The organism is Rhizobium sp. WSM1274 (assembly GCF_025200775.1).
Taxonomy (GTDB): Bacteria; Pseudomonadota; Alphaproteobacteria; order Rhizobiales; family Rhizobiaceae; genus Rhizobium; species Rhizobium leguminosarum_I.
Map to the genome: position 1 here is coordinate 2,127,372 of NZ_CP104138.1, position 13,204 is coordinate 2,140,575.

Annotated in this window: 14 protein-coding genes and 1 pseudogene; 7 read left to right on the plus strand and 8 right to left on the minus strand. The window is 61.8% G+C overall.

Annotated features, from left to right (window positions below; all coding sequences use genetic code 11):
• Positions 1–152: 152 nt before the first annotated feature.
• Both N2600_RS10785 and N2600_RS10790 read right to left on the minus strand, forming a co-directional pair.
• Positions 153–1,258: pseudogene (locus N2600_RS10785) on the minus strand (hypothetical protein).
• Positions 1,259–1,325: 67 nt separating this feature from the next.
• Complete coding sequence (locus N2600_RS10790; protein WP_017964365.1) at positions 1,326–1,733, minus strand: DUF3024 domain-containing protein; 408 nt, start codon at positions 1,731–1,733, stop codon at positions 1,326–1,328.
• A gap of 161 nt (positions 1,734–1,894) precedes the next feature.
• On the opposite strand from N2600_RS10790, the gene N2600_RS10795 reads away from it, so the two are divergent.
• Positions 1,895–2,215, plus strand: a complete 321-nt coding sequence (locus N2600_RS10795; RefSeq protein WP_260298727.1) for a hypothetical protein — start codon at positions 1,895–1,897, stop codon at positions 2,213–2,215.
• Between the two features lie 120 nt (positions 2,216–2,335).
• On the opposite strand, the gene N2600_RS10800 is transcribed toward N2600_RS10795, so the two are convergent.
• From N2600_RS10800 to N2600_RS10810, 3 genes are all read right to left on the minus strand, one after another.
• Positions 2,336–3,163 carry a transglutaminase-like domain-containing protein gene (locus tag N2600_RS10800; protein ID WP_222294879.1) on the minus strand — a complete coding sequence of 276 codons (828 nt, stop codon included), beginning with the start codon at positions 3,161–3,163 and terminating at the stop codon, positions 2,336–2,338.
• A gap of 97 nt (positions 3,164–3,260) precedes the next feature.
• Positions 3,261–4,142, minus strand: coding sequence for a transglutaminase family protein (locus N2600_RS10805; RefSeq protein WP_260298728.1), 882 nt, complete (start codon positions 4,140–4,142; stop codon positions 3,261–3,263).
• A gap of 515 nt (positions 4,143–4,657) precedes the next feature.
• Complete coding sequence (locus N2600_RS10810; protein WP_017964370.1) at positions 4,658–4,813, minus strand: hypothetical protein; 156 nt, start codon at positions 4,811–4,813, stop codon at positions 4,658–4,660.
• An 888-nt stretch (positions 4,814–5,701) separates the two neighbouring features.
• Here N2600_RS10810 and N2600_RS10815 point away from each other — a divergent pair.
• A complete protein-coding gene (locus N2600_RS10815) occupies positions 5,702–5,956 on the plus strand; it encodes a GlsB/YeaQ/YmgE family stress response membrane protein (protein WP_162117140.1) in 255 nt (84 codons plus the stop codon).
• A 100-nt stretch (positions 5,957–6,056) separates the two neighbouring features.
• On the opposite strand, the gene N2600_RS10820 is transcribed toward N2600_RS10815, so the two are convergent.
• Entirely contained in the window at positions 6,057–6,338 is a 282-nt protein-coding gene (locus tag N2600_RS10820) for a hypothetical protein (protein ID WP_026154158.1), read from the minus strand.
• Positions 6,339–6,557: 219 nt separating this feature from the next.
• Between N2600_RS10820 and N2600_RS10825 the strand changes: the two genes are divergently transcribed.
• Genes N2600_RS10825 through N2600_RS10845 form a run of 5 tightly spaced genes read left to right on the plus strand, consistent with a single transcriptional unit; the run spans position 6,558 to position 12,016 of the window.
• On the plus strand, positions 6,558–8,450 hold the full coding sequence (locus tag N2600_RS10825) for a peptidylprolyl isomerase (RefSeq protein WP_260298729.1): 1,893 nt from the start codon (positions 6,558–6,560) through the stop codon (positions 8,448–8,450).
• A gap of 8 nt (positions 8,451–8,458) precedes the next feature.
• Positions 8,459–9,475: an anthranilate phosphoribosyltransferase gene (trpD, locus tag N2600_RS10830; protein ID WP_222385047.1), complete on the plus strand. Its 1,017-nt coding sequence runs from the start codon at positions 8,459–8,461 to the stop codon at positions 9,473–9,475.
• Positions 9,476–9,484: 9 nt separating this feature from the next.
• Entirely contained in the window at positions 9,485–10,297 is an 813-nt protein-coding gene (gene trpC, locus N2600_RS10835; protein ID WP_222385048.1) for an indole-3-glycerol phosphate synthase TrpC, read from the plus strand.
• 1 nt (position 10,298) lies between these two features.
• Positions 10,299–10,796: a cyclic pyranopterin monophosphate synthase MoaC gene (gene moaC, locus N2600_RS10840; protein ID WP_260298730.1), complete on the plus strand. Its 498-nt coding sequence runs from the start codon at positions 10,299–10,301 to the stop codon at positions 10,794–10,796.
• Complete coding sequence (locus N2600_RS10845; protein WP_222385050.1) at positions 10,793–12,016, plus strand: molybdopterin molybdotransferase MoeA; 1,224 nt, start codon at positions 10,793–10,795, stop codon at positions 12,014–12,016. The genes moaC and N2600_RS10845 overlap by 4 nt, the downstream gene beginning before the upstream one ends.
• An 8-nt stretch (positions 12,017–12,024) precedes the next feature.
• On the opposite strand, the gene N2600_RS10850 is transcribed toward N2600_RS10845, so the two are convergent.
• Positions 12,025–12,687 (minus strand): class I SAM-dependent methyltransferase, encoded by a 663-nt coding sequence (locus N2600_RS10850; RefSeq protein WP_222385051.1) that lies wholly within the window; start codon positions 12,685–12,687, stop codon positions 12,025–12,027.
• A gap of 25 nt (positions 12,688–12,712) precedes the next feature.
• Positions 12,713–13,147, minus strand: a complete 435-nt coding sequence (locus tag N2600_RS10855) for a GNAT family N-acetyltransferase (protein WP_222385052.1) — start codon at positions 13,145–13,147, stop codon at positions 12,713–12,715.
• Between the last annotated feature and the right edge of the window lie 57 nt (positions 13,148–13,204).

The window sequence follows — 13,204 nt, forward strand, 5'->3', positions numbered from 1 at the left end:
TCAGTATCATCCCCGCAACGATCATTTTAGTCATAGCAAAAACTCCGAACACCTCCGCACATGGCGCAGGAAGCTATCGCATTAACCGAGAGTCGCTATGGGCATGAAGTCCGGGATGGATCGGACCTTGGTCTGAGCTGCGCTCGCGCAGGCTAGCCGAAAGCGTTCAACCGCTCGATGAAGCGCCCCTTCTGAGCGTGGCGTTCACGGATCGAATGTAGGCGGCGGGTGAAATCGGCAGTGCCGCCATTTTGTTCGGCGATCGTCTTCAGGTCGGCGAGCAGTCTGGCGGCCCTATCATAGCCGGAGGCGTTGCGGCGCTCGATCTCGGTCTCGATCTCGCGCCAGACAGCATCGCCCCGTCGGATGATCGCGTTGAGCCGCGCGCGGCGGGCGCGGGCCTCTTCTGCCTCCTGCTTTCTTCGTTCTGCCGCCAGCCGCTCGTTTTCCTTGCGCTCGCGGATATGGCGAATCTCGCCGGCATGGGCTTGCAGTTCCGCAACCGTGGGCGGGGCGGCGGCCGGTTTGGCTGTGGAGGCCGCAGCGGAGAAGCCGCGGGCGCTTTTCTGCAGCTCGCTAGCCACATGCGGATCGCCCCCGATCAGACGGGTAAGCATCATCGTCTTCTCTCTGTCGGGCAAGGCGGCGACGAAACTTCGGACGGCATCCGATGCCATGGAGCCCGCCAATGTCGTCTCGGCCGGACGTTCTGCCGCCGCAGCAACGAGGTCGGCATCGAGACCGAAGAATTGCGCGAAGGCTTCAAGCGCATCGGTCATCGGGCCTAGCCCCGGCAGTGGCGCCACCTCCTCCGGCCCGAGCGTCCCCGCCTGAACAGCCATCAGCCACAAGAGATAGAAAAGCCTGAGATCACCGCTCAGCCCGGCCCCTCTTCCCAATCAGCGTCGGATTCCACTTCCTCGCATATTATGTCGAGGATCAGGTTTTCGCCTGAGGTCGTGAGATCGGCGCCATCGACCGCGCTGAGAAATCCGTCGAGGCGTTGCTGGTCGACAAGTCGCTTTGGCAAGCGGATCATCAGGCGCCTCGTACCCCAATTGGCGAGATAGAGGTGCAAGTCGAACCAGCGCTCCATGAGGTTGGCCGGGTCACCCTTGAAGTCGCCCCATTCGTAGGAATTGGTGAAGCTCGTGGAGGTGATCCGCGCCCGGGTCGATAGCTCCCGCAGAGAGTGGCGATCCGCGCCGCTGAGGGGGCGGTCGATCGTTTGGAATTCGTAATATTGATATTCGCTCATGGCCGTGGTGGTCGAGATTTCATCGTGGACGAAGGCGGTTGCAGTCTGCGGCGCCGTTCTGTCTTGATCAGACCGGATGCAGCACGCCGTCAGTTTCGAGGATTCGCAGAGCCTCGGCAAGCGTTACGCCGGAATGAAGCCGCCACCATTTGCCTGTGTGCCGCATCCAATAGATATCGAACCGATCGGGTCCCATGCGGTCGATGCGGGCGAAGGGAGCATCGAACTCCTCGCCGCGATTGTTCTCAAAGCCGGATCTGTAGCGCTGCATGAACCGATACCGATTTCCCGCCCACGAGCCTCTGATATCGACGACGTAGTTCCATTCGGTTGGCCGGATCTCAGGCAGGAAACGCGGCTTCAGAACAGCTCGAATGAAGGCTTCGCAGGCCGCGATAATCGCCTGCTTCTCAAGATTGTCGGCCGGAGCCGGCTTCTCGCTCCGTGTCCTGATCCATTGTCTCTTGCCCGCCATATCCTCGGCCCATTTTCATTGCTACCGAACTTTACCCTGCGAATTAGGATGGATAATAGAATAACAAACCACTGAAAAAGCGAGCAGCGACGATGAAATTAGGCTGGCAACCACGGAAATGGCTCGAGAAAAAGAGCAAGCGCGGTAACCGCGGTTACCCCATGGGCACGATCGCCTTTTATGGGCCCGACAACCGCCGCGCCAGCAAGGCCGCCGTCAGCATCATGCCGGCGCTGCATGCGGATCCCCTCGATCTGCGCCGATGGTTTGCCGAAACCGGCGATCTCAGGATGGACGAGACCGTTATCGCCGAGATCGCGGCATTCCTGCGCGAGAATGAGGTGAAATCGGTGGTGATGGCGGAAGGAATCATCGGGTGCCCCCACGAGGAGGGAATCGACTATCCGGTCGGCGAGCCCTGCCCGGAATGCTCATATTGGAAGGGGCGAAACCGCTGGACCGGCAAGCTCGAGTCCAATTGACTTCCGGGCATCTGGTACTCGCATGTTCATACCGGGCGCCGATCATGCGCCTTCGGAATTGGTTCGGCGGCCCGCCTGCTTGAAGAAGGCATAGAATTTCCCTCGCCCGCGATCCCGCGATCAGTCGGCCTTCACCGCCTCCTGCGGTACTTCCTCGGTGATCACCTCGAAGCGGGAAAGCGTTGCCGGGCCGAAGGCCGTCGACATGGCGACGTCGGTGGCGTCGCGGCCGGTCGCCATCAGGATCCGGCCGATGCGCGGCGTGTTGTGGCGGGCATCGACCGTATGCCAGTGACCGCCGAGAAACACCTCGAACCAGGCGCTGAAATCCATCGGATTGGGATCGATCGGAACGCCGATATCGCCGAGATAGCCCGTGCAATATCGGGCCGGGATATTCATGCATCGGCAAAGCGCGATGGCGAGATGGGCAAAGTCGCGACAGACGCCCGCCTTGTCGGTGAAGCCGCCATGCGCGGTCCTGAGGACGTCGGCCTTCAGGTAATCGAAGGTGATATGATCATGGACGAAATCGCAGATCGCCTTGACGCGCGCCCAGCCAAGCGGCGTTGACGAGAACCTGGCCCACGCGAAATCAGCAAGCCTGTCGGTGTCGCAATAGCGGCTGCCGAGCAGGAAGACCAGCACATCGTCGGGCAGGTCATTGATTGCGTGCTGGACAGCATCGTCGGGAACGATGTCGGGTTGGCCGCTGTCGTAGATCTCGAATTCCGTAGAGATCGTTGTCAGTCCCGGCGGGGCGACGATCCGGCTGCAGGCATTGCCGAACACATCGGTATAGCTCCAGGCCTCGATCGGCCGGTCGAATGTCAGGATCTGGTCGCTGAGAAGATCGGCACGACGGGAGGGGTGAATATTGAGGACGAGCAGCATCGGCGTTGGCTGCGTGCATTCGTAGCCCAGATGAAACCCTGCGCGTATCTTCATTGTGGCTTCCTTGTCGCGTCTCTGCTTTGGCAGAGGTGAGTAGGGAACGCTGATCGCGCGACCCGGTTCCCGCAAGCCCGGGACCGTCACCGCATGGCTAGCCATATGGCCTTGTGGTGACGTTCACCTGCACCGTCATGCTGTCGAAATCCTTCCCATGCCCGTCATAACTGCCGCTCAACGGGACTGCCTGGCGCGGATCGCGGGCAACGGCGACACGAATGAGATCGCGGTTACCGACGATCCCGTTGGTCGGATCGAACTCCGTCCAGCCGGCGCCTGGAAGATAAATCTGGCACCATGCATGCGTGGAGCCGCCCCCGAGCACGGTGGAGCCGTCCCGGTCGGGAACATAAACATAGCCCGTGACGAACCGTGCCGCGAGGCCGAGGACGCGTGCGGCCTCCATCATCAGAAGCGCGAAATCCCGGCAGGTGCCGGAACGAAGCAGCAAGGTCTGGACCGGCGTCTGCGTCCCATGTTCCTGGCGCCGCGCATAGACGAAGCTTTCCCGAATGGCGTAACAGAGCGTCATCAGCAGATGCCCGGTCTCGGTTGGACGCCCAAGGCGCACGAACTGGCGCGCCCAGCGTCCGACCTCGTCGTTCGGATCTGGATAATGGCGCTGCATCGCCGGCGTCAGATCGGCAATCTCATCCTTGTCGTATGAGAATGGATAGGTCAGCGCCTCGTCGTCCACCTTAAGATCCAGCGCGACCTGGGGCGTATGATCAAGCGTGATCCAGGTTTCGAAACGAAGCTCGGACGCCGGCCTCGAAATATCGACGAGCGCCACGCAATTGCCGAAAACATCGTGGATCCAGCGCACATGACTTTCCTCAGGATAGATCGTCAACGACGCTTCGATCAGCCGCTGGTCGAAACTGTCGCGCGGTCGAAACATCAAGCGATGCTCGCCGAAACCGACCTCCCTGACGTAACGATAGGACGTGATGTGGCGGACGGTGAAAATCGTCATGAGCCGCCGTCCGGTAATCTGTTCACTTTGCTGCTCCAAGGCGGCGATGCCGCCTCTCCCTTGCGGAAGCGCCCTGCCCGCTTCTCCGCTCATCCCGATTTCTTGTCATATAAGCACATCCGAAAGATTGCTATTATATCTTCACCGATCGGCGGCGGGACCGTCCAACCTTAAGAGGGCACCATGCATATCTTCTGGGACGTCCTGACACTTCTGCTGACAATCGGCTCGCTCTATGGCGGTCGCGAATACCGGATTATCCGCGCCCGTGCCCGCGCCCAAAACTGGGGCAACTTCTGATCCGATCCAATATCATTGATTCGATCCCGGTATCTCTGATTCGATTCCGAATCATGGTCGCATCGGGTCGTTGCCGGTCGCAGTTACGTCGAATGACGTAAAGCCACACGATTAAGGAAGTGCTTTAATTAGTGGAGGCGGAGTCTATCCGTCCATTCTCCCTGTTATCCTAAGCCCGCCTCACCCCAGGCGGGCTTTTTATTCCGTCGCCTGCATCACTTCTTGGCGCCGGCGGAAAGCACCCGATGTGTCGCGTCGTCCATTGCGTGGCTCGCTTCCTGTCCATCCTTCTTCAGCCCGTATGCGGTATTGCCGCAGCCCGAAAGTGTCAGCAGGCAGATGCAGGCGATGGCGATTGCAGCTTTTGACATCAAATGTTTTCCCCGGATTGGATGGCGTTTCAGAGCATGATGCCAAAAGTGTCAGCCGTTTCGGACGACATCATGCTCTAACTCTCAATTTAGATCAGGATTTTAGACTGACTGGACCTAAAATCATCCTGTTCTAGGGAAGATGACGCATTCTTCGGCAAAATCAATCCGCAGGTAACAGGCGCGAACTGGCGGCATGGAACCCCGCGACGCCGCAGGCGTTAACGGGAGCTGTCCAAACCGGGGTTAATGACATGGATTATCAGATTGCCTTCGCCGCAACGGTCGCAACGGCATCTTTCCTCTTCTTCATGCTGATCGTTCACCGAACCTGATTGCCCGCCGGCGGCGTGTGATCACCGGAACAGCGCCGGCTGTTTCCGGCCCGCTTGCCTGCGATCCGCAGAAGCAGTTGCATCTTCGGGTGCAACTGTTTCTGTAGTCAATGTCGACGAGCCGTCGCAGACCGGAAGGCCTGGAGCGCAAAGATCGCAGATGATCGTCAGCTAACACGGCAAGGCTGCAGAAGAAACGTTTCGTCACCCGAAAGTATTACAACAACCGTGAATGTATTGAATATTAATTAATTGCCAGCCTTAACTATCCGTTAACAATATTGTTGCGCTCAGTCAGCTTCCGCTTATGCTTTACGCAAAACGGGAGAGGAAAGATGTTTAGCAAAAGCTTGATTATGCCGTTCAGCTTCGCAATGCTGGCCATTGCCGGCCTCCTGTTCCAGATTGCCGCCCACGCGCTGCACTCTCCGGTCACCCTGCTGCCGTGAGTCACATAAGTTACTGAGCCTGCAAGCGGTCTCAGTAACTGGGAGTGGAACTTCCTGTCGTTTCGTGCATTCTGTGACTCGTTTTTGCCAGGAGGGAGATAACCATGGAAAACGCAGGCGTGGGTTGGATTGCAGCCATCATCATCGGTGGCATCGCCGGATGGCTGGCGGAAAAGGTCATGAGCAGCAGCATGGGCTTGCTCATGAACATATTGCTCGGCATCGTCGGCGCCATCGTCGCCAACTGGGTCCTGGGCCTGTTGCACATCCAGCCGCTTGCCGGTTGGCTGGGCTATCTGATCACCGGTTTCGTCGGTGCTTGCATCCTGATCGCGATCGGGCGCGTCATCCGCCGTTGAACCGGTCGCAAAAGCTGGCCTCTGTGGCTTTTGCTGTCCTCGGAAATATTGAAAGCCGGGCGTCCATGACGTCCGGCCTTTCCTCAGCCTGAATTCCCGTTCAGCGGCGGCTGAGCATGCCGAACACGTAGGCAATGCCTGCCGTCACCGCGAGTGCCATGAGCGGTTCTTCGCGCACCTTATCGCGCAGCCGTTCCGTCATCAGCGAAGCCTCGTCGGTCACGGCCGACTTCGCCCCCTGTCCCAGCGCCACCACGCTTTCCGTCAGGCGTGAAAGATCGTTGCGAAGGGCTGCGACCTGCGCCGACAGATCGTCTGCTGCTATATCAGCCTTGACGCGCGCGGCGGTGGATTCGGCGGAAGCGGTTTTCAATTCTGCCATGGTCTGCTCCTGTTTCATGGGATGCCGCTTCAACGAAATGGTGGCCCGAAAGGTTCCGTCGGAGCCGATCTTTTGTTCGCCGCAACGCCGCGGCGGCGGAGCGGCCGCCTTGTGCAGCTTTTCGCGCGACAAACCCTTCATTTCCTGTCGGGTTTGTTTTAAGGAACGTCGAATGTCCGCCCGCGCGCGGGTCAATGATACTGCGAGGTTTGCGTTTCTATGTTCCACATCCTGAGAAGAGCTGCTCAGACCTGGGTCGCCAAGCTGCTGATGCTTCTGCTGGTCGCGTCCTTCGGCATCTGGGGCGTCTCCCGGTCGCTGATCACGGGCAGCAACAGCACCACGGTCGTGACCGTCGGCGATCAGCATGTGGACGTCAACGAATTCCACCTCGCCTATCAGCGCCAGGTGGCAAGCGTCAGCCAGCAGTTCGGCACCCGCCTCACCCCCGAGCAGGCCCGCGCCTTCGGCATCGAGCAGCAGGTGCTCGCCCAGCTCGTCGCCGGCGCCTCGCTCGACCAACTCGCCGAAGACATGAACCTCGGCCTGTCGCAGGATCGCCTCGCCCAGCTGATTGCCGACGATCCGGCTTTCAAGGCCGTCAACGGCCAGTTCGACCGCGAACTCTTCGTCTCGCGTCTTCGCAATGCCGGCATCCGCCAGGACGATTACATCAAGGAGCGTAGCAAGGTCGCAGTCCGTAGCCAGGTCGTCGATGCCATCTCCAACGGCTTCACGGCGCCGAAGACGCTGGTCGACGCGCTGAAGCTCTATGGCGATGAAAGCCGCAGTATCGATTACCTGCTGCTCACCAACGCCAATATCGAGCCGATCAAGGCGCCCGCCGACGACGTACTGGCGACGTGGTTCGAGGGTGTCAAGCAGCGCTACCGTGCGCCGGAATACCGCAAGCTCGTCTACCTCAAGCTGCAGCCCGCCGATATCGCCGATGCGGCGACCGTCACCGACGACCAGATCCACGAAGCCTTCGATAAGAGCAAGGATACCTATCGCACACCGGAAAGCCGCACCATCGAACAGCTGACCTTCGCCAGCAAGGATCTCGCCGCCGCCGCCGAAACCGCACTGAAGAGCGGCACCAGCTTCGACCAACTGGTCTCCGACCAGGGCAAGACGGCAAGCGACGTGCTGCTCGGCGAATTCACCAAAGACAAGGTTCCCGACCAGGCCGTTGCCGATGCCGCCTTTGCGGTTTCGCGCGACGGCGGTACGACGCCTGTCGTCGACGGCTCCTTCGGACCCGTCATCCTGCGCGTCACCAACATCAAGCCTGAAACGACGAAGAATTTCGACGAGGTGAAGGAAGATATCCGCAAGCAGTTGGCGCTCTCCAACGCCTCTCAGGAAGTAATCAACATTCACGATCGCATCGAGGATCTGCGCGCGGGCGGTTCCACGCTCGAGGATATTGCCGGCCAGCTGAAGCTCACCGCAGTGGCCGTCGACGCCGTCGATATGACCGGCGCCGACAAGGACGGCAAGGAGGTCAAGGATCTCCCCGCCAAGCAGCAACTGCTCGGCGAAGCCTTCAAGACCGAGGTCGGCGTCGATGCGCCGCCGCTTTCGATCGGCAATGACGGCTATGTCTGGTTCAATGTCCGCGAAATCACGCCGGATCGCGAGCGCCCGGTGGCCGAGGTGCGCGAAAAAGCCATCGAGGACTGGACGGCGGAGCAGCAGAAGGCCGAACTCGCCAAAAAGGCCGCTGAATTGAAGGCCGAGGCGCAAAAGGGCAAGACACTTGCAGATATCGCTACGCCGCTCGGTATTGCCGTCGAAAGCAAGAGTGGCATCACCCGCTCCACCGATGATGCGGTCCTCGGCCGCGCCGGCGTCACCGCCACCTTTTCCGGCCCGGTCGATACGGTCGCAAGTGCTGTCGGCGCCGATCCCTCGACCCAGATCCTGCTGAATGTCACCGAGGTCAACACCCAGCCGACCGGCGATGTACTGAACAACCGCGATGCCCAGATCACCGCCATGGCCAATGCCGCCGGCGACGATATTCTCGATCAGATGGTCAACCTGCTGCAGACGCAGTACGGGGCACAGATCAACCAGACGCTCGCCGAAAAGGCGACGGTCCGCTAGGAGGCTTTATGACCGATCTGAAGCCGTTCCTGGCCAAGGCCGCAAGCCGCGAGCCGCTGACGCGTGACGAGGCCCGTGCCGCCTTCGACATCCTGATGTCGGGCCAGGCGACCCCCTCGCAGATCGGCGGCTTCCTGATGGCGCTGCGTGTGCGCGGCGAAACGGTCGATGAGATCGTCGGCGCGGTGACCGCGATGCGCTCGAAGATGCTGACCGTCGAGGCGCCGGCCGATGCGATCGACATCGTCGGCACCGGCGGCGATGCCAGCGGCACCTATAACATCTCGACGCTGGCAGCGCTGATCGTCGCCGGCGCCGGTGTTCCCGTCGCCAAACACGGCAACCGGGCGCTGAGTTCGAAATCGGGCGCGGCCGACAATCTGGCGGCACTCGGCGTCAAGCTCGATGTCGGTCCCGAGCTCATCTCCCGTTGTATCGCCGAAGCCGGCGTCGGCTTCATGTTCGCGCAGCTGCATCATTCCGCCATGCGCCATGTCGGCCCCTCGCGGGTGGAGCTTGGCACGCGGACGATCTTCAATCTGCTCGGGCCACTTTCCAGTCCGGCGGGCGTCCGCCGCCAGCTGCTCGGCGTCTTCTCGCCGCAATGGCTGGTGCCGCTTGCCGAAGTCATGCGCGATCTCGGCTCCGAATGCGTCTGGGTGGTCCATGGCGACGGCCTCGACGAGATCACCACGACCGGCATTACAAAAGTCGCGGCACTCGAAGACGGCAAGATCCGCACCTTTGAACTCTCGCCCGCCGATTTCGGCGTCAGCCCTTGCGTGCTCGCCGACATCAAGGGCGGTGACGGTGTCGCCAACGCCGCAGCCCTTCGCGAGGTGCTCGGCGGCGCCAAGAATGCCTATCGCGATATCTCGCTCGCCAATGCCGCCGCCTCGCTCGTCATCGCGGGTAAGGTCGAAACGATCCGCGACGGCATGACGCTGGCCACGCAGTCGCTGGATAGTGGCTCCACCGCGCTCGCCCTCGACAAACTCATCGCCGTTTCCAACGATATCGACTAGGATTGCCCGATGACCGATATCCTGAAGAAGATCGAACTCTACAAGCGCGAGGAGATCGCCGCTGCCAAGGCGACAGTGTCGCTTGCCGATCTCAAGGCGATGCAAGCCGGCCAGTCCGCGCCGCGCGGCTTCCACAAGGCGCTCATTGCCAAGCGTGATGCCGGCGGCTTCGGCCTGATCGCCGAGATCAAGAAGGCGAGCCCCTCGAAGGGTCTCATTCGCCCGGACTTCGATCCGCCGTCGCTGGCGAGCGCCTATGAGGCCGGCGGTGCCGCCTGCCTTTCGGTGCTCACCGACACGCCGAGCTTTCAGGGGGCGCCGGAATTTCTGACAGCCGCCCGTGCTGCCTGCGCGCTGCCGGCGCTGCGCAAGGATTTCATGTTCGAAACCTATCAGGTGCACGAGGCCCGCGCCTGGGGCGCAGACTGCATCCTGCTGATCATGGCCTCGCTGTCCGACGATGAAGCCGAACGCCTGCAAGACGAAGCTCTCGGCCTCGGCATGGACGTGCTGGTCGAGGTCCACGACGCCGAGGAGATGGAGCGGGCACTGAAACTTTCTTCGCCGCTCATCGGCATCAACAACCGCAATCTGCGCACTTTCGAGGTCAGCCTGACGGTCAGCGAGGCGCTTGCGCCCATGGTGCCTGACGACCGGCTGCTGGTCGGCGAAAGCGGCATCTTCACCCACGCCGATTGCAAGCGCTTGCAGGCCGTCGACATCAATACCTTCCTCGTCGGCGAGAGCCTGATGCGCAAGGACGACGTCGCCGCTGCCACCCGCGCGCTGCTCTTTGGCGAAGCCGCTATCGCGGCCGAATGATATGAGCGGCCAAAAGCCAAAGCTAACTCATATCGGGGCCTCGGGCGAGGCGCATATGGTCGATGTCTCCGAGAAGGCCGAGACGGTGCGCATCGCCATTGCCGAGGGACATGTGAAGATGGCGGCGGAAACGCTCGCTCTCATCCGCCAAGGCGATGCCAGGAAGGGCGATGTCATCGGCACGGCGCGCCTTGCCGGCATCATGGCGGCAAAACGCACCGCCGATCTCATCCCGCTCTGCCATCCGCTGATGCTGACGAAGGTCACGGTCGAGATCGAGGAAGATACCACCCTGCCCGGTCTGCGCGTTACGGCAACCGCCAAGCTGACCGGCAAGACCGGTGTGGAGATGGAGGCGCTGACCGCCGTCTCGGTCGCTTGTCTGACGATCTACGACATGGCCAAGGCGGTCGACAAGACAATGGAGATCGGCGGCATCAGACTTCTTGAAAAGTCCGGCGGAAAATCCGGCGATTTCCGTCATCCGGAGGCAAGATGAATCTTCTCCCGGTTGCCGAGGCCCTGAACCGCTTGCTCTCCAGCGCGAAGCCCATTGCTGCGTCCGAGACGCTGCCGCTTGCCGAGGCTGAGGGCCGCGTCCTGGCCGTCGACTTGACGGCCGGCCTGACCCAACCGCCCTTCAATGCCTCCGCCATGGATGGCTATGCGCTGCGCCGCGAAGACGCGCCGGAGCCGGGCGCCGAGCTGAAGGTCATCGGCATGTCTTCCGCCGGCCATGGCTTCGAGGGAAGCGTCAGCCAGGGTGAAGCCGTCCGCGTCTTCACCGGCGCGCCTGTTCCGCCGGGCGCCGATAGCGTCTTGCTGCAGGAGGATGCCGAGAAGATCGAAGGCGGCATCAGAACCAATTTCCCTGTGCGGCAGGGCCAGCATGTGCGTCCCAGGGGCCAGGATTTCGCCGAAGGCGAAGCCGTGTTGTCGGCCGGCACCGTGCTTGATTTCTCGCGGCTGACGGTCGCCGCCGGCATGAACCGGCCTGATGTCGAGGTGCTGCGCCGCCCGCTGATCGCCATCCTTGCAACCGGCGACGAACTGCTGCCGCCTGGAAGCACGCCCGGCCCTTCACAGATCATCGCATCCAATACGTTTGGTATTGCAGCCCTTGCCCGCAAAGCCGGCGCTGATGTACTCGATCTCGGCATCGTGCCTGACGACAAGACCAAGATCAGCGCGGCGATCGACATGGCGCGGGGCGCCAAGGTCGATGTGATCGTCACGCTCGGCGGCGCTTCGGTCGGCGACCATGATCTGGTGCAGGCCACGCTGATCGAAGCCGGCATGCAGCTTGATTTCTGGCGCATCGCCATGCGCCCCGGCAAACCGCTGATGGTCGGCAGCTTCGGCGAGACGCATGTGCTCGGCCTGCCCGGCAATCCGGTCTCGAGCCTCGTCTGTTCGCTGCTCTTCCTGGAGCCGCTGATCCGCAAGCTCGCCTTCCTGCCGCCGGTGCGGCGCGAGGCAACGGTGGAGGCGGCTGTCACGCTGCGCGCCAACGACCACCGGCAGGACTATATCAGGGCGAAGCTCTCGAAATCCGCCGCCGATCATTGGCTCGCCGAACCTTTCGGCAAGCAGGATTCCTCGATGATGAAGGTCTTCGCCGCAGCCGATTGCCTCGTCATCCGCCCGCCGCATGCGCCGGAATTGCCAGCCGGAGCGCCCTGCCCGGTCATGCTGTTGCGGCCCGACCTCCTGGCATAATCTCGCCTTCAGCTTTGCCGGAGGGCAAAGACGCCCGCCGGCACGGCACGACCGCCAGTGCCCCCGCCGAAATCCGCAACCGCATGGGTGGCGATCCGGCTGAGTTCGCCCTGCGGCAGGTAGTCGCGCGCGGGATCGCCGATCAGCACCTCGATACCGGCGGCCTGGCAACGCCGCAAGAAGGCCATCACCCGCAAGGCTAGCGAGGGATCGTAGAACAGGTCGCCGACCACGAGAAGGTCAGTCGCTGGTGGCTGAGCCTCGATGATATCGGCGGCGACGGTCGCGATATCCACGCCGTTGATCGCCGCGTTGAGACAGATCGCGGCAACGGCATTGGCATCGATGTCGATAGCGGTCACCGTGGCTGCGCCGACCTTGGCCACGGCAATGGCTACGAGCCCGGAGCCGGCGCCGAGATCGAGCACCCGGCGGCCGCGCACAATTTCCGGCCGGTCGAGCAGATGGCGGGCAAGCACCGCGCCGCCGGCCCAGGGATAGGCCCAGTAAGGCGGCGGATCGGCCTCTCCACGACCGGCAAGCCGCCAGAGCCCGCTCGCAGGTCCTGCCGTATGGAGCCGGATCTCGGGGATGGATGGAACGGGTGATATCGGCAGGTTGGCCTGAATGAAGGCGGCGGGATCGGGTTGCGGCGTGCCCGGGCGTTTCATGGTCGTCCGCTCCTGCCGACGAAGCTCAGTAGTTCTTCATGGCAAGATGCGGCATGCCACCGTCAAGAAATTCCGCGCCATAGGCAAAGAAGCCGAAACGCTCGTAAAGCGGCAGCTTGTCGGCCTGCGCTGTGAGATAGAAGCGATTGTGGCGCGCGCCGCGATGCAGTTCCATCGCTCGCCCGATCATTGCTGCTGCAATGCCCTGGCCGCGCCATCGGCCGGCAACCGCAACCCGGCCGATCTTCACATGTTCTTCGGCGTAGATGACTCGCAGCGTGCCGGATACTTCGCCCGCGATGACGGCGACGAGATGATGGGCGCTGAGATCGTCGGCATCGAATTCCTCGGCTTCGGGAACCTTCTGCTCATGCACGAAAACGGCGCGCCGCAGCCGGAAGGCCTCATTGCAGAGCGCACTGAAAACCGGAACGCTGAGAATCGCCGTTTCCATCACCATCCTTGCCTCCCTCAGGGATAAGACCCAAAGCCCTCCGCCGGACCAGCGAAGGGCTGC